The organism is Dictyobacter arantiisoli, assembly GCF_008326305.1.
Lineage (GTDB): Bacteria > Chloroflexota > Ktedonobacteria > Ktedonobacterales > Ktedonobacteraceae > Dictyobacter > Dictyobacter arantiisoli.
The window spans coordinates 1-17,230 of sequence record NZ_BIXY01000021.1; the positions used below are offsets into that span (position 1 = coordinate 1).

Annotated in this window: 13 protein-coding genes; 5 read left to right on the plus strand and 8 right to left on the minus strand. The window is 49.1% G+C overall.

Features of this window, described 5'->3' with window-relative positions:
• Positions 1–305: 305 nt before the first annotated feature.
• The 3 genes from rho to F1593_RS09195 form a co-directional block, all read right to left on the minus strand.
• A complete protein-coding gene (gene rho, locus F1593_RS09185) occupies positions 306–1,220 on the minus strand; it encodes a transcription termination factor Rho (protein ID WP_149401263.1) in 915 nt (304 codons plus the stop codon).
• A gap of 36 nt (positions 1,221–1,256) precedes the next feature.
• A complete protein-coding gene (locus tag F1593_RS09190) occupies positions 1,257–2,039 on the minus strand; it encodes an ATP-binding protein (RefSeq protein ID WP_149401264.1) in 783 nt (260 codons plus the stop codon).
• Positions 2,040–2,297: 258 nt separating this feature from the next.
• On the minus strand, positions 2,298–4,427 hold the full coding sequence (locus F1593_RS09195) for a MerR family transcriptional regulator (protein ID WP_149401265.1): 2,130 nt from the start codon (positions 4,425–4,427) through the stop codon (positions 2,298–2,300).
• Positions 4,428–4,927: 500 nt separating this feature from the next.
• Here F1593_RS09195 and F1593_RS09200 point away from each other — a divergent pair, with 500 nt between their 5' ends.
• Positions 4,928–5,596: an RNA polymerase sigma factor gene (locus tag F1593_RS09200; RefSeq protein WP_149401266.1), complete on the plus strand. Its 669-nt coding sequence runs from the start codon at positions 4,928–4,930 to the stop codon at positions 5,594–5,596.
• Positions 5,597–5,711: 115 nt separating this feature from the next.
• Here the strand turns inward: F1593_RS09200 and F1593_RS09205 are convergent, their stop codons facing one another.
• Together F1593_RS09205 and F1593_RS09210 are read right to left on the minus strand one after the other, a co-directional pair.
• Positions 5,712–6,389, minus strand: coding sequence for an AAA family ATPase (locus F1593_RS09205; RefSeq protein WP_149401267.1), 678 nt, complete (start codon positions 6,387–6,389; stop codon positions 5,712–5,714).
• A 38-nt stretch (positions 6,390–6,427) separates the two neighbouring features.
• A complete protein-coding gene (locus F1593_RS09210) occupies positions 6,428–8,599 on the minus strand; it encodes a MerR family transcriptional regulator (protein WP_172631984.1) in 2,172 nt (723 codons plus the stop codon).
• Positions 8,600–9,184: 585 nt separating this feature from the next.
• On the opposite strand from F1593_RS09210, the gene F1593_RS09215 reads away from it, so the two are divergent.
• Both F1593_RS09215 and F1593_RS09220 read left to right on the plus strand, forming a co-directional pair.
• Positions 9,185–9,865: a hypothetical protein gene (locus F1593_RS09215; protein WP_149401269.1), complete on the plus strand. Its 681-nt coding sequence runs from the start codon at positions 9,185–9,187 to the stop codon at positions 9,863–9,865.
• Between the two features lie 214 nt (positions 9,866–10,079).
• Entirely contained in the window at positions 10,080–11,258 is a 1,179-nt protein-coding gene (locus tag F1593_RS09220) for a M20 family metallopeptidase (RefSeq protein ID WP_172631985.1), read from the plus strand.
• 182 nt (positions 11,259–11,440) lie between these two features.
• On the opposite strand, the gene F1593_RS09225 is transcribed toward F1593_RS09220, so the two are convergent.
• Positions 11,441–13,198 carry an NAD+ synthase gene (locus tag F1593_RS09225; protein ID WP_149401332.1) on the minus strand — a complete coding sequence of 586 codons (1,758 nt, stop codon included), beginning with the start codon at positions 13,196–13,198 and terminating at the stop codon, positions 11,441–11,443.
• 139 nt (positions 13,199–13,337) lie between these two features.
• On the opposite strand from F1593_RS09225, the gene F1593_RS09230 reads away from it, so the two are divergent.
• Complete coding sequence (locus F1593_RS09230; protein WP_149401271.1) at positions 13,338–13,964, plus strand: hypothetical protein; 627 nt, start codon at positions 13,338–13,340, stop codon at positions 13,962–13,964.
• A gap of 127 nt (positions 13,965–14,091) precedes the next feature.
• On the plus strand, positions 14,092–14,490 hold the full coding sequence (locus tag F1593_RS09235) for a hotdog fold thioesterase (protein ID WP_149401333.1): 399 nt from the start codon (positions 14,092–14,094) through the stop codon (positions 14,488–14,490).
• A 198-nt stretch (positions 14,491–14,688) separates the two neighbouring features.
• Here the strand turns inward: F1593_RS09235 and F1593_RS09240 are convergent, their stop codons facing one another.
• Entirely contained in the window at positions 14,689–15,507 is an 819-nt protein-coding gene (locus F1593_RS09240; RefSeq protein ID WP_149401272.1) for an HAD-IIA family hydrolase, read from the minus strand.
• A 179-nt stretch (positions 15,508–15,686) separates the two neighbouring features.
• Complete coding sequence (gene dnaA / locus F1593_RS09245; RefSeq protein ID WP_216368826.1) at positions 15,687–17,225, minus strand: chromosomal replication initiator protein DnaA; 1,539 nt, start codon at positions 17,223–17,225, stop codon at positions 15,687–15,689.
• Between the last annotated feature and the right edge of the window lie 5 nt (positions 17,226–17,230).

The window sequence follows — 17,230 nt, forward strand, 5'->3', positions numbered from 1 at the left end:
TGCTGTTCCTCCTCGAGAGTCCAATCAGAAAACATCTTGTTCTCTCAAATATGGAGCAGCATCGATCATTTTGCAAGCGCATCTGTTGTTACAAGCCCTCTCTATTTTGGACCAAACTTAGGCGCACGCGCCTGCCAGCAGGTGAGCAGCAAGATCCCGCTGGGAGTTGGGGGTTGACACTCTCTTAGATCTATCCTGGCAGTCGTTTTCCTCACAGTAATAGTACGTGAAAATGGGAAAGATTGCATATCATGTATTTATATATAGGTACATGATATGCACTAGTAAGGGAAATAATAGAGCGATCAGCCCTGCTTAACGATGGCCTCCACCAGTTGGGCGTTGGATGGTGTTTTTTCAAAGAGTTGGATAACTTGTTCTGAGGCATCACGGCGGGGAATATCGGCCATACGACGGCGTACAATGGACATAGCTTGTAACTCGGTGGGCGTCAATAAGCGTTCTTCCTGGCGAGTGCTCGATACCGTCACATCAATCGCTGGAAAGATACGGCGATCAGCCATCTCGCGTGAGAGACGCACTTCAAGGTTGCCGGTTCCTTTAAATTCTTCATAGACAACCTCATCAAGACGGCTGCCTGTTTCGACCAGGCAACTGGCTACAATAGTCAGGCTGCCTCCTTCTTCAAGGGTACGGGCCGATCCAAAGACGCGGCGGCCAATTTCCAGCGCATGTGCGTCGATGCCGCCTGAGAGTGTACGGCTGCTATGACCACCACGCTGATTGCGTGACCACATATCGCTATTCAGATTGTGGGCACGGGCCAGACGTGTCAAAGAGTCGAGCAATATCACAACGTCGCGTCCTTGTTCAACCTCACGCTTTGCATCATGGAGGGCCTGTTCAACGATGATGCCGTGTTTTGAGGATTGCTGATCAAAGCTTGAAGCGTAAAGTCGTACTTGAGGACCACGTACCTCTGTTCGCCAGTCTGTAACCTCTTCTGGCCGTTCATCGACCAGGCAAAGGTACAGGCGTACCTCAGGAAAGTTTTGCTGTATGGCTCCTGCGATCTGGCGCAAAATCGTCGTTTTTCCAGCCTGGGGAGGAGCAACAATCAGCGCGCGCTGCCCGAAGCCGAGGGGAACCAGAAGATCAACGATGCGTGATGCGATTGGTTGCTTCCCGGTTTCTAATGTAATACGACGATTTGGGTGGATCGGAGTGAGCTTCTCAAATGGAGTATGTGTAGATGCCACTCGTCATGGATCTCCTATCAACTACTAGGGGATATATTACTCATACTGTACCACATCCGTCAAACTTGTGGGAGCTTCTACCTCGCTCAAAAGTATTTGTCCCTCATGGATCGGACAGGATGTGGCGTGTTGTTGATATGGAATCGCGGACACTGGATGGGCTGTGTAACTGCTTAGAGACTGGCCCGCACTGTGTTGATCTCTGGCAAGAATCTCTTGCAGAAAGTTTTCGAGTTGTTCCTGGAATTTGTAGTGTGTTTCTGTATTATTAATAATACGCACATGTTGCTCTTGAATGCCATAACTGCTTAGCAGGCGATAGAGCAGCAAGGGATCGTACTCTTGCTGGTAGTAGCTACGTAGCATGGCTTCAGAGATAAAATGATCGTTTCTGGTCGTGGGATGATAGGCGCGGTTGTGAACTCGCCTGACGCAGGTGTCCAGATCAGCGTTGAGGAAGAGAAAATAGGCATTGCGTAAAAATGAGCACTGGAATTGTTGCAGGGCTTGAATATAATCGTCGCGCGCAAACTCCAATAATACTAATTTGCGAGGATGTGCACTATAAATACGCGCTTCATATTCAATTGCATGTAGTGCTGTATCTAATACTGAAAAATCCAGCACGTCAAAACCACCATAGCCAGTAGGTTTGAATTTTATCTGTTGTGTATCAGCCTCAAATTGAGACCGTAAAAAAGGATAGTCATTAATATGGATCGTAGACCAGCCCTGCTGCTGGCTCAGGAGATGAAGATAATGGGCAGCCGTTGATTTCCCTGAACCGGGACGGCCTAATAAGAACAGAGTCATTGCCATGGACGATACTCTCCCATCTGCGATCACCTCTTACTCTAATCCTCTAACATAACTATAAATAATGTAATGAATAAGTTTATCTATGTTGGCGTGAGCCAGGGAAGGAGGAGGTGCTGCTATCGGTAATTGATATTAATATACACGTAACGTGCGCATGGCAAGTGTAGTAACAGAATAGAACTTTGTGCAGGTTTCTGACTTTCTATCAAAAAATACTTGAAGCAGTAGTAAGGATGTTGGATAGAATCGCCATAGAGGTTATTTGTGTTTTAATGGTGACCAGCGAATAAAATTGCGCTGGTCATAATCCCAGGTGACCACAACATTGCCACCCTCGATCTGGCCTTTAACCAGTGCGACATCCAGAGCTGAAGTAATAATCGAACGCACTTCGGGTAATGCATATTCGGGGATATGCTCACGGAGAATCTCAGCTAGCTTGGGATATTCATAGGCAGTGATGCCCAGACGAATGCTGACATCAGTCATTTCCACCACGCTCTCAGTACGGATCTGTTGTTCTGCATAGACGCGCAGGGCATCTAATTTATAGGGACCCATGGCACCCATACGCAGGCGTTCAGCATGTTCGCGTGCCTGCTCGAGTGAAGTATTTTTCAAGAGAATAAAGAAGCGATCAGCATAGATATGGTAGAGTTGACAATCGGGATATTCTCTGAAAAAGGTCCGAATCTGTTCCTGTACGCGCAAGCCTACCTCACGCGTCAGATTGCGGGCCAGGCGATCCCCGTATTTGTGAGCCAGGCTATTATATTTGTCAATGTCCAGCGCGATAAACGAGAGCACCTTATCTCCCTGTGGCTCGTCCGGGGATTGTCTTGTGGCAAGAGTTTGAATCTGCTGCAGGATGGCTTCTACATCCCTGTTAAAGTCATTTTCTGAGCCAAAGTTTTCAAATAGAGCATCCACTACTTCTGGGTTTTTAAGTATTTCTGTGAGGTGTCGAGTAGATTGTTTACGAATAGTGTAGGTTTTAAGCAGTTCTTCGATCATACGAGCTAGAATCCGTAACAGCCGTTGATCGTGTTGTGTAAAGGCATCCTGGAAGTGGGAGGCAACATAGAGCACGCCCAGCGGTACACCATCCTCGCCCGAGAGCGGCATTGCCAGGGCTGAACGCAACGGTATGTCGAGATCACGTACCATGGATTGAGCATCAGTTGTTGGGATATTTGGCTCATAAAGGATATGGCGGCTCTGTAAGGCCCGGATGTAGAGATAGTTAGCATGTTTGTCCAGGGCGGTGAAGGCTGATTTCGTGGGTGAACTGGCAGCTTGATTATGTGCTCTCAGCGTGAGATTGCTCATCGTAGCGGGTTGCGATGCCGTACGTGGGAGCAAGATCCAGCAAAAGCGCCAGCGAGCCTCTCCTGATGCGTTATGTCCCCCCAGATGGACTATCATATCGGCCAGCCCATTTAAAATCGCATCATCATGATTCATACTGGTATAGAAATCCGTTGCGGAATCGCTAGTATCGCGCATACCAGTTCCCAGGCAGGCGCGTGTCAGAGTTACCTCTTCATAGAGGGGATTGAGGAGATTGCATACGGTCTCTACCACCTCGCTGCTCAGGGTAAGAGGACTCATCTCGCGCTGTAAGATGATCATTGTCTTATTGGCTGCCTGATTGGCCCGGGTGGAAGCACTCCGCATAGCTTGCAGGGCTTCCACCCGGAAGTCCGAGCTATATTGGAACCAGGGCCGGGTCGTCAGGAGTGCATGTGAGGTTCCATGCTGGCTCAACCAGCCGACTAACGATTCGCCCAGCGTTTCCACATCCTCAACGCGTTGAATCCTATCGCTGGTGGTGGTCGGTGAGAGGGGTAAAATCAAGCCAGCCGTCGTATTCAAAAAATCCTCGCATATCAGCTTTAAAGCCATATGCAACACATGCGACACAAAATAGTTCCAGAAAACGGTGGTCCGTGCCTGGGCAATCCGTTGATTGATCGAAGGTTCGGTAGTCGGAGTATGGAGATAGTGATTTAATATTTGTTCTGCATGTTCGTTTGTCTGCACGGCATCTCTAGGGGTTCGGATCGCATGCCAGAGCTTATAGATGTCGGTGGGAATATCGTTGGCTGCATAGCCTGCATTGATCAGTTCGCGGATAATCGCCAGTTTATCGAGTTCGGTAGGAGTATAGAGTCGGCGCCCTTTGGGACCGCCGGGGCGCAAAGGATGAAGAATGCCATATTCTTCCCAATCGCGTAACTTATTTTCGGTAATACCAAATAGCTCGGCCGCGCGACTGATGGTAACCGTAGCTTCATCACGCCCTCTATGGATATTCTGCAAAATACGTTCCTGGACATCTTCTTTTTGCAAATGTTCCTGTATTAATTGCTTGCTTCGCACATCCATCTGCACCTCTCTAAAAGAGTGGAGAAAACTTGGGGCCGATGTAATACAAGTTCAATGGTATCATAATTGTATGAGTTTGTATAGGTGATTTTAAGACAAAGAGTCAGGTTTTTTATTAAAGAAACATAAAAATAATTTGTAATATCAGATTAATTTATGATAAATGCTTTGTGTGAGGAAAGTTCTGTGTGGTATGAGTGAATATACAGGTGGCGTGAGGAAACTTGTGGAAAGTTATCTCTTGCTCTTCTGTATAGATAACTTTCTTGCATGGTATTGACAAAAAATCTATCCTAAGGTACCATTTACATAAAATAGAGTAATTTTCTTATGGATTGTGAACATTCTTGTGGGCACGCCTTCTAGAGGGAGGAAATTTGTCCCGGTACTGGACGTTGCAAGAGGCTATTAATTTCGTACATCGGAAAAGAGAGTAGTTTAGCAAAAGGTCGCCTGATTTTTTTACGCAAGAGCTAATAGTATTCCCAGGAGGATCTCTCATGTTAGCAGATGCGACATCTACTCATTTTGATGAGTGCGATATGGTGCATGGGCAAAGCTGGTTCGATCTGTACATCTGGTTATTACCACTGACAGAAATCTGGGTACGTGACGCACATGTCTCATCCTGGTATGGACAGCAGAAAGAGATTGCTGAGGATATCGCTCATGAGGCGGTATTGCGTACCTTTCGTTATCATCAACGCGCCTGTTGCGGCGAGCTGCCTCCCATCGGTTCACTGAAGGCGTTGAGCCGTGTGATTGCACGGAATTATTTTCGCGATTGGCGTAAAAAAGATTGGTGTCTGGTGCGCTCGACGCAAGATGACAATGAGCAGCATTGCATTGATGGCAGCGTATTAAGTTTGGATGTGGTGGATGCGGCTCAAATTGCGCTGGACCATTTGATGCTCGATGCAATTATTGTCATGGTTGCCCGGGTCGTTGCCAGGTTTCCCCGGGGACAAAAGGCCGCTCTGCTGACGGATCTGGCTAATATGTCTGATCTGGATGGGGAGCCTACACTGCTCGAGCAAGCCTTGTCGGATGTGGGTGTACATTTGAGAGATTACAGGCGTCCTCGCTCAGAGGATCCGACGATTCGTGGTCGCGATGCTGCCCTGCGCAGTATTGCTTATAAGCGTTTGAGGCATGAGGTTATTTTGTAAGCCTGTTGTATCAGGCAAGCTTGCCAGTAGAATTTTCCGACGCCCTGCGAACAAGAGACTATACAGTCTTTTGTTACGCGGGCGTTTCGTTTCCTCGTTGAATTAATTTGCTTGCTTATGCATGAGTGAGCACTTTCTGGGGGATTATCGTTTGTTGAAATTCCCTTTGAAAGAGTTGCTTGGCAAAGTCCTCAATAATGTCTAAGAGAGCTTGTAAGTTCCCCGCGTTGCGGAAGGCTCGCACCTCTTTATAGATTTGTTGCTCGGATCGCAGGTGGGCGTTCATATGTGAGCACATATATAGCCAGTTGTCGTGATCATAGTAGGTTCGCATGATATAGTCCGACACGAAGTGGTTATTGGTTACCTCTGATGACTCTATGCGCTGATAGATACGATCAATGCATGTATCTAGATCGGCATCGACAAAGAAGACATAAGCATCCTGTAAAAAACCTGCGCTAAATTGTTGTAGCGCCTGCCAGTAGTCATTGCGAGCAAACTCAATTGTGACAATCCCATCTTGTTCCAGATTTGCCAGCGCCTGCACCTGTTGTTCCAGTATGTGAAGGGCCGTGTCAAAGACTGATAAATCTAACACATCAAAGCCTCCATAGGCCGTCGTGCGAAAGCGGATATGTCTGGTATCTTCCTGAGACATACGGTGTAGAATTCTATAGTCATCCATATGGAGAGCTGTAAAATTACTCTGGCGTGCTAACTTGAGAAGATGATGAATTGCAGTTGTCTTGCCACTTCCGGGCCGCCCTAAAACGAATACCTTCACTAACATCAGTCACATTCCTCCATCTACCATCTGTGTTTTAGGATCTATCTATTTTTTTGTTGTTCCTCCCCTGACTGATGCGGCGTATAGGTCTGGGTAATTGGGTCCCAGGCATAAATGATATTTCCTCCGGTGTCCGTACCTAATTTGAGCGCAAACTCTAATGAATGGTAGAGCGTCGAGCGCACATCGGTCACCGACCGCATGTGGTGAGGGGCTAAAAACTCGGCGAGTTTGTCATAGGGATACCAGGTCACGCCCAGATGCACCGATATATCGGGCAGGGTCAGTGCCGCACCTGGCAGATCTGATTGTTTTACCGCGATACTGCCTTCCAGGGCTTTGCGCAGGCGTTCAGCATTGTTTTTCGTCCGTTCAAGAGTAAAGCCGCGTAGCAAGAGGCAGTAAATACCGCCATAAATATGATATAACTGGCAGTTTAAATGATTTGAGAAGAGCGCAGGCAAAAGATCATGGATACGTAATCCAATGGCTTTATGTAAATGATGGAGCGTTTGATCTCCATAGCTATTCGCGATCAATTCCTGTACCATACTATCAATATCTATAGCGATAAAGGATATTTCCTTCACCGGCCCATCCATTTCCGTAGGGATGGTCCACACCTGTTTATGGGTCACCTGTCCTTTAATCGTGTGTAAGATTTCCGCCAGATCCTGCAGAAAATCATGCTCGGAAGCAAAATCTTTAAAAAGAGGATCAACCGTACCAGGATCTTCTAGTAGATCAGCAATGGTATCCGAGATATGTTGTCGGATACTGTAAGTATGTAAGAGCTCTTCGCAGATCTTGCCAATCATGCGCAGGATGCGTTGATCTTCTTCGCTGAAGGCGTCACGCTCATACGAGGTAACATACATGACCCCCAGAGGAAGTCCGGTCTCACCTCCAATAGGAACTGCTATGTTCGAATGAATCGGCCCCTCGATCTCACGATGGAGGGCCAGGATATCTTCACGGGCCAGCTCTGGCCGATAAATGATGTGGCTGCTCTGATAGGCACGCAGGCTCAGGCTGGTCACATGGCGCTCGGGTGATACAGAGGTAACCCCGATAGTATGGCGCGCATGCTGGCTTTTCGCCCGGACGACCAGGCTGCGTTGTTGTAAAGGCACATTTGTGTTAGTAGGTAAGAAGATGCAGCAATCTTGCCAGCGCGTCTGCCCATCGGCGTTCTTACCACCCAGGCGAATCGTCATGTTTGTCAGACCGGTCAGAACGGCATCGGTCAGTTTGGGTGTGAAATCCATGCCAGGAGCGATAATATCCTGCATACCTTCGCCTATATAGTGATGCCAGTGCATTTGCTCTTCATAGAGTGGTTCTAGCAGTCGCAACACAGTGCGCACTGCTTTTTCATTGTGGCGAACATGTTGAATCTCATCACGTTGTACTACAATCAACGTCCGCGTTGCCAGTGAAGCTGGTAGTTGCATACGTAGCTCAGGAGGGCATAAGGGTAGTACAATATAATCGCTGGGATATTCAAACAATGGTTCGGGGGTCAGAAACGTAAAAAACGCCCGTGTCTGACCGAGCCAGCCGATTAATGATTCTCCAAGCGTGCGTAAGTTGGCAGGGTCCAGCGACGGCTCATCGGGACGATAATCGTGCGCGGGCAGAATCAGGCCTGCATAAAAGCCTGGGATATCTTCATAGATCAGCAACAGCGCCAGCCAGAGCACACGCGAGGCATAGACGCGCCAGGGTAACGACTCGCGGTAGGCGATAGTAACACGCTTATTGATATGCTCGGTTTGTGTTGCTAGATCGCCAGGAATATCCGATGGAAGCGTATAATCCGTTTCCTCTTCGAAAATCTGTTGTGAGGTATTCAACGGTGATGCCAGTGCCGACCAGATTTCATCAATATTGGGAGGGATAGCCCCTGGTGTCAGATGAGCCTCATCAAGCAGCTCGCGAATAATCGCGAGTTTATCCAGTTCTGTAAATGAATACTGGCGCTGGCCCGTAACTTGCCTTGCGTCAGTGCCTTCCCTTGGGCGTATCGGCTTAATCAACCCCATCTTCTCCCAATCACGTAGCTGGCTTTCGCTAAAGCCAAACAAGCGCGATGCCCGTCCTATTGTAACAGTGACCTCGTTGCGGCCTCTCTGGATGTTATGGTAAACACGTCGTTGCGCGACCTCATCTTTGAGGTGCCTGGCAATCCGTTGTAGGTTGCGCTCATCCATCGCCATATTTCCTCAAAAAAAATACAGGGGTTCTAAAAACCCGCGTATTTCCGAATACCCGCCTATAATAACACACGCTTTAATAGCTTGTACACCTGTATATGACGTTTTGGCAATTGGTAGATTAAAAAAACTCTTGCTCTGCATGGAAAAGCTAATAGTGGGTGTGATCTTCTTTCCTATAGATAGGACGTTCTTGCTCAGATTTTTTAACTATGTGTCTGTTTTGTACCGGTACGATGGTGAGGAATGTTGATAGCACGGTAAGGATTCATGAGCGAATGTGATTTTTCGTATGCTTGTATACTTATAGTTATTAAGATTTTTGGTGAATTGCCTTAAAAACATCAGCCAACCCTAAGAAAACATTGAATTACTAACTCTAGTATGCTATAAAATCTATTAGGATAAGTGAAAGTCCAAGAACGGTGTGAAGTGTTCTATGAGAAAATTTGCTAGTGTGCTAAATATAGACGTGAGAGAGAATATCTTATCTGGTAGAGAAGAGCGAGCAAAGCATTTGAGCAGGTTATTTAGCAGATAAGTTGTTCTGCGGAAGCCTGACTTTCCTGGAGGTTACGACTCATGGCTGTCTATCGACCGGTGGTACAGACGAATGATCGCCAGACGGTGAGCGATCGTGTATGGGGCGAATTATATAAGACCTTGCGCCCCTATATTCTTGGATGGGTATATTCCTCTGGTGTTACTTCCTGGCATGGCCAGGAGCTTGATATCGCTGATGATATATTGCAAGAAGCTGTGATTCGCACAATGAAGTATACGCGACTGGCAGAAAGTGGGGGGGGATTACCTATTCATTCAATGACCTGTTTTGGGCGGACCGTGGCGCATAATCATTTTCGTGATCTGCGTCGGCGTGAATTACGCCTGATTCGCCCTTCTTCACAGGATGGAGAGTTCTCCTATTTGCTGGCCAATGGTGATGACGTTGATCCTTCGGAGGTGGCTCTGGATAGCCTGATGCGCATCTCTGTACTTATGACTCTGGCTCGAATTATTATCGATTTTCCAGCCAAACAACGGACTGCATTGTTAATTGATCTAGCTAATCATAGTGATCTTTCTGGTGAGAGCGGCCCTTTGCAAACGGCCTTTGCCGCTGTTGGTATTGATTTGCGGGAATATCTTCGCTCGCTTTCGAATGATCCTCTTGAAAGAAGCCGCCATGCAGCTTCCTTAAGTATGGCCTATAAGCGTTTGCGTCAAACATTTCAAGTCAAGGATGATGATCTGACCTGGTAGTATACATGTATACTGTTGTCTGTTGCAATAGAAGCATGCATGAATTCTGATCTTCAGGTAGCTGTATGCTTCTATTACGATTTCTATTTGTTTTGTTCTTTGAGAATAAACAAAGTGCTATTTACTAACATGAGATAAGCATGATACAATGGCGGAAGCCTTCCTCACCGTGCCTATGCCCGAATATAGATCCACTACAAAGGATAGTTACTCTATGTCACAAATGTCTACATACGCCCAGGATTATCTTCCCTATTTTCATCGCTATCAAGATGAGTATTTCCAACGCCTGGAGTCACTGGTCAATATTGATTCAGGGACCGGTCAGGTTGAGGGGATTAATCGCGTTATGGATTATCTTCTGCAGTGGTTGGTTGAAGCCGGTTTCGTGGTTGAATTGCATCCTAGTGCGGGTTTTGGCAATAATCTGGTGGCGCGCCGGCAGGGGAAAGGGACGGTCCGTATGCTCCTGGTGGGCCATGTGGATACTGTCTATCCTGCTGGTGCGGTCCAGGCTCAACCGTTCGCGATCAAGGATGGGGTGGTTTCCGGTCCCGGAGTGCTGGATATGAAATCGGGGGTGTTGCTGGCGGTGTATGTGGTGCGTGCATTGCTGGCGGCGGGATTTGAGCAGTATAAAGAGCTGGTGCTGGTCTTTAATAATGATGAAGAGGTGGGTTCGCGGGGCAGTATTCCATTGTTGCGTGAGATTGCGCGCGATATTGATTATGCATTGGTATTAGAACCAGCCGGGAAACCTGGTTCGTTAACCCATTCGCGCAAGGGCACGGATAAATATGTGTTGGAAGTGCATGGCATTGCGGCGCATTCAGGTGCTGAACCGTTTAAGGGGCGGTCAGCCGTGGTTGAGCTGGCGCATAAGATACTTGCGATCCAGAACCTGCATGCCATGTTCCCCGGCGTCACTTTCAATGTGACCAATTTAAGTAGTAATGAGCCCTTGAATGTGGTACCGGATATGGCTCGCTGTTCGATTTCTGTGCGCTCATTCTATGCGCATGGTCTGGACGTTGCTGCGGCTGCTCTGGAGAAGATTGCTGGCAGTAGTAGCGTACCTGATACACGTAGCACGCTACTACGTACCACAGGCCGTCCACCCTATCAGCCTACTCCCGAAGTATTGCGTCTGGTGGAACTGGCAGAGATGGAGGCGCTGACCCTGGGGGTACAACTCAAGGCGGAGCCAAAAGGTGGTGTGTCGGACGCCAACATCTTGATTGACGCTGGCGTGCCGACATTGGATACCCTGGGTCCTGTTGGAGGCGGGATGCACAATCTGGAGCGTGAGCATATGCTGGTCGATTCGATGCCCATCCGTGGTGCGCTCGTGGCAGGATTGCTTCAGCACATCTGCCTCTCCGATCATGCCTGATCCACCCGTGAAGGGCAATACCGCTTAAACAAGAGAAATTTTGACGAAAAACGTAGGTGCGGCCCGAACGCCAGTGAGGCCCGCTTTCCCGTGAATCGTACGATGAGGGGGAAAGCGCACCTCGGCTGCGGCCTTGGCACGCACCTACGTTCTCCATCATTTGTGGTTTTCTCCTATATTCCTTATTTGCCTTCGCGATAGCGGTTGGTGATTGGCAAGCGGCGGTCGCGACCGAAGGCACGTGGCGTGATCTTGATACCCGGAGGGGCCTGGCGACGTTTGTATTCGCTTTGATCTACCAGACGAAGTACGCGTTCAATCGTGGCTTTCTGATAGCCCATTGCCAGCATTTCTTCAAAGCTACGATCATCCTCTACATAGGCCTCCAGAATAGGATCGAGTTCCTCATAGGGTGGCAGGCTATCTACGTCTTTCTGGTCTGGTCTGAGCTCAGCAGATGGTGGCTTGTCGATAACCGTTTGGGGAATGACAGGCTTGTCACCCAGGGTATTGCGATAGCGGCAGAGGGCAAAGACCAGTGTTTTCAGCACATCCTTCAGCACAGCATAACCGCCAGCCATATCACCATAGAGCGTGCTATAGCCTACTGCCATCTCTGATTTGTTGCCGGTGGTCAGGACGAGGGGACCGAAGCGGTTGGAGACGGTCATCAGGATATTGCCGCGAATGCGGGCCTGAAGGTTTTCAGCGGCCAGTCCTGGATCTTCCGCGCCCAGTATCGGCTCCATCATATGCAGGGAGGTGCGGAAGGTCTCCTCAATCGCAATGGTCTGGTAACGTATGCCGAGATTGTCCGCCAGTAGTTGCGCGTCGCTCTTACTGTGGTCTGACGAATAGCCTGATGGCATTGAGATCCCAAACACATTCTCTGCGCCCAGGGCATCGGCGGCGATCACTGCCACCAGCGTCGAGTCGATACCTCCTGAGAGACCAATGATCACCTGTTTAAAGCCGGTTTTATGTACATAGTCGCGCGTGCCGAGTACCAGGGCGGAGTAAATCTCTTGCAAGGGTGGCATTTTGGCTTCAATTCGTTGTGGGGCTGCCAGCAGGGCAGGATGCTCATCTGGTATCTTTAAGGGTCGGGGATCGATAATGATCTCGGGTACATTCTGATTGGTCGTGCGCCAGCGTTCCTGGCGACGGCGTGGATCATGCAGGCGTGAACGGAACACCGAGGCCGTATCCACATCCACCATCAGAAGATCCTCGCTAAACTGTTTGCCGCGCGCAATCAAGAGTCCCTGCTCATTAAAGACCGTACTCCCACCGTCAAAGACCAATTCATCCTGACCACCGACCAGATTCAAGTAGGCGATAATTACGCCATTGTCGGCGGCACGGGTCGAGATCATCTCTTCGCGTACGACGCCTCTGCCCTGATAGAAGGGCGAGCCATTGATATTGATAATCACTTCCGCACCCGCCTGCGCCTGTTGAGTCAACGGACCGGTGGGATACCAGATATCTTCGCAAATATTGATGCCAATATGAATATCATGTAGCAAGAAGATTGGCGCGGTCGTGCCCGCGCTGAAGTAGCGATACTCATCGAAGACGCCATAATTGGGCAGGTAGTGTTTATGATAGACACCCACCAGTTTCCCCTCATAGATCACCGCCGCGGCATTATAGATATCATGATCGCGATCCACGAAGCCCACAATTGCTGTTGTGCCTGGCATATCCTGGCTGGCCTGTACAATTTCATCTAGTTTGCGCAGGTTCGCGGTAATAAAGCCCGGCTTCAATAAAAGATCCTCTGGCGGATAACCGGTCAGGGCAAGCTCTGGAAAACAAACCAGATGTGCTCCCGCTGCATGAGCTTGCTGCATATAGGATAATATCTTTTGGGTATTGCCATCTAAATCACCGACCGTCATATTGGTCTGGGCAAGTGCGATTCTTAGCGGTATGATATTCACTATAGATCCTTTCTGTTCTTGCTGAAATCTGCACACTGCATGATGCTATTGAGGGCAGAGACAAAACGTGGTATGGACCCTCTAACCAGGGCAGAGTACTATTGTTAAAACACGCCTAAGGAGTTTCTCTCACATGGAAGCCTTGATCTTTTTGCTGTACGTTGTTCCATTTCTACTCGCGTTTTATTTTGCCTTCCTGTTCTTTATCATACGCCCACCAAAGGCAATCTGGGTAGCTTCACTGCTTGGTGGATTGGTGATGGGTATCATGAATGTGCTTGTGGATATTGTAGCTTATTATAGCCAGTGGTGGCATTACTCTTTGCTGCAATCGGGATTGAACAATCCAAACGCAGCCCAATCCTATCTGGCGAAAGAGTTTGTGCATGTCATTAATGTACTGCATGCCCCCCTGCCATTTTATTTGACCCCCATCCTCATTTATGGGAGCCTGGCGTATCTCCTCATCTGGCGTTTCTGGTCCGGTAAAGGACGCTGGTTCTCCTATGTATTGCTGGCAGGTGTGCCACTATTCAGCATTTACCGCGACATTTCCGGTGGACTCGAAAATACCTCATATCAGGTCTGGACTAATGTCCCTCTGGCGGTGGTAGCGACGGTTGTGCTGTGGCTGGTCGCCTTTTTCCTGGGTTATCTATTGTTCTGGCGCACTGCCCGGCATATGCCCTTTGTTGCGCATCCAGTTGACGCAGAGGAAGTGGAGCAGGCACAGGACGCCCGGCCTCATGTATCCAGGTAGTATAATCTTGATCGAGTATGTCGTGAGACAGGATCATGTATCTTACTAGAAAGGTGAGTAGAGAGCCGTGGATGATGCACAAAAGGAGTTGCTGGCACGTTTAAATGCGAGGCGTCAGGGTACCGTCATGGAAGCGTTAGATATTACTGTGGTAGAGGCCACTCTGGAGAAGGTAGTGGCCTCGATGCCAATTGGTCCTCAACATCTACAAATAGTGGGATATTTGCATGGTGGCGTCTCAGTTGTCCTGGCGGAAACGGTCGCCTCCATTGCCAGTGTTTTGCATATCGATGCTGAACGTCAGATGGCCTTTGGTTTGGAGATCAATGCCAACCATCTGCGCCCCAAACGGGATGGCATTGTGCTGGGAACTGCCACACCGATCCATCTTGGCAAAACCACTCATGTCTGGGATGTACGCATCACGGATGAGCGCGACAAGCTAATCTGTATTTCGCGTTGCACCGTTGCCGTCGTTGATCAACCACCAGATGGTAGCAATCCTTTACTGCCTGATCCCCGCTAAGTGCGTGCCACTAATTATTGAGGGTGAGTCTGACTTCTCTGGTTTTTGCGATCTTCGCGCATGAGTTTTCGCCCCGAGGTGCTTAAAAAAGAGCACCTGTCTGCTGTGGAGTAGCAGGATCCCGATGAGACAGAGAGCCAGACACATTCTGATCCGCCGAGCGCGTGATCAGTAGATGTGTCTGGTTGGATAGGGAGGTCAGGATTTGAGGGCGTGGAGTACGGCGGCGAGGTCTTCATAGACATAATCTGGTTTGAGTGTGGAGGCAGCGAGGCTGGCGGGCGTGTCTTTGCCGGAAAAGACGAGCAAGGTCTGGGTGCCAGCGGCCGCGCCAGCCTTAATATCAATCCCGATATTGTCGCCAACCATCACGGTTTCGGATGGCTGGCTGTTCAGCTTACGCATGGCTTCCTGGAGGAGGGCTGGTTCTGGTTTGCCGATCACTTTGGGACTGGTCTCGCTTCCGGCCTCAATCGCCGCTACCATCGTGCCACAGCCAGCCGTTAATGCGCCACCGGCAATCGGTAACAATGGATCGCGGTTGATGGCGATAAAGTCCGCCCCTTTGCGAATAGCCAGTACGGCCTCGGTCAATTTTTTGTAGTTGAATGAGCGGTCCAATCCCACAAAGACTACATCAGTGCCCTGCCAATCCTCATTAGAGATTTTGAGACCATGGGAACGTACAATATCGAAGAGGGGAGCTTCGCCAATCACATAGACCGAGCCGCCGGGGAAGCGCTGGGCGATACTCTGTACTGCCGCCTGTGCCGCACCCATCACATGGGATAGATCCGTGCTGATGCCCACGCGGGCCAGTTTCTCAACAACCTGAAGCTCGCTTGCAAAAGAATTATTAGTAAGGTAAAGATATTTTTTATGCTGTGCATCGAGCCAATCAATAAACTCTCTGGCACCATTAATGACACTTTCTCCTCGATAGACCACACCATCGAGATCGATCAGATAGGTCGTGACATCCTGTAGAGATGGCTGTATAGGTGGTATTTGTGACATAGTTGTCGTGTAATCTCCCTTTATATCTAACCATACAAGCAAGCAGGGCAATCGTCTCTATGAAAATAGCTGAATATGCTGATGGTATTGGTATATCTAATCTGCGCATCCAGTATATCACAGGTCAATTGCCCTGCTTGATGGGTTGATAGGTAGCTGACAACCTCGGTGTGAAAGAACTATTCACGCATAAGTTGCTCGCGGATCGCCGTGATCTCACGGCGCAGGGATTGATTGACATTGATAGTCCGATCAATCTTCTCGCAAGAGTGGAGCACGGTACTATGATCCCGCCCGCCAAATAACTGTCCAATCTCCAGCAGCGAAGTTGAAGTCTCCTGCCGGATCAGGTACATCGCAATCTGGCGTGGGGTCACAATATATTTATCGCGCTGCTTGCCGCACATCGCTTCCAGAGAGATATGATAATAATCCGCCACGACCTGAGCGATCTGCCGACTATTCAGGGTAGGTTCACGCGTATCTGTACCCAGGGATGAGATAGCGGCGCGGGCCACATCCATCGTCAGTTCGGAGCGATGCAGTTTTTGGAACGCCATCAAACGATTCAAACAGCCTTCTAATTCACGGATATTGGTCTGTACGCGTCCAGCGATATAGGCAATAATTTCATCTGGCACCTGATAGTGCAGCAGATCTGCCTTGACACGCAGGATCGCCATTCTCGTCTCCAGATCAGGTGGCTGGATATCCGCGATCAAGCCCCACTCGAAACGCGAGCGTAAGCGTTCCTCCAGACTAAGAATCGCTTTGGGTGGACGATCGGAACAGATCACAATCTGCTTGCTCATCTCATACAGACTATTGAAGGTATGGAAAAACTCTTCTTCCGTTGACTCTTTGCCAGCAATAAACTGGATATCGTCCACCAGCAGGATATCCACCGAGCGATACTTGGCCCGGAATTCTTCCTGTGTGCGATAACGAATAGCATTGACAATCTCATTGGTAAACTGTTCGGACGAGACATAGAGGACCGCCAGGCCCGTCTGCACCCCTTGATGTCCAATTGCGTGCAAAAGGTGGGTCTTGCCCAGTCCTACACCTCCATACAGGAAGAGAGGATTATAGGACTCACCAGGAGCCTCGGCGACCGCCAGGGAAGCCGCATGTGCCAGCCGATTGCTATTGCCCACGATAAAAGCATCGAAGGTATAGCGCGGATTCAGTTTATTATGGGCCAGCATATTCGCGCGCTGCTCGCTCTCCCAATCCAGGGTATTCGGCGAAGCATACGCAAACTCAGTCTGAGATGGAGCTTCTGGCTCTGGCTCTGGCTCATAATACTGATGTGCGAGTGGAGCCTGAGACTGCGCTTGCTGGCGTGGATGCAGCGGTATGCCGTTGGGTGAAGCTTGAGGCTCACGCTCAGCATACGGTTGAGTATGCTGAAGTTCATCCTCCTCGGGATACTCAGCCGGTTGTACCATCAAGGCAACAGGAAGACCAATTACCTCTTTCAGCACATCTTCCAGCAAATACTGCCAGCGTGTGGTAATCACATCGCTGGCCAGATCATTTGGAACTTGAAGAATAAAAGCCAGCCCTTGCTTAGGATCATCGGGATCATCTGATTCAATCTCATCTTGAGGAATAGCTGTCAGATGGGCATCTTGCAGCCATGTTTTGGTTAAATCATCGATGGGAGTAATATCCAGTTGTGCAAGGGCCGAACGCCAGATAGTCGCGGTATTCACCGTTG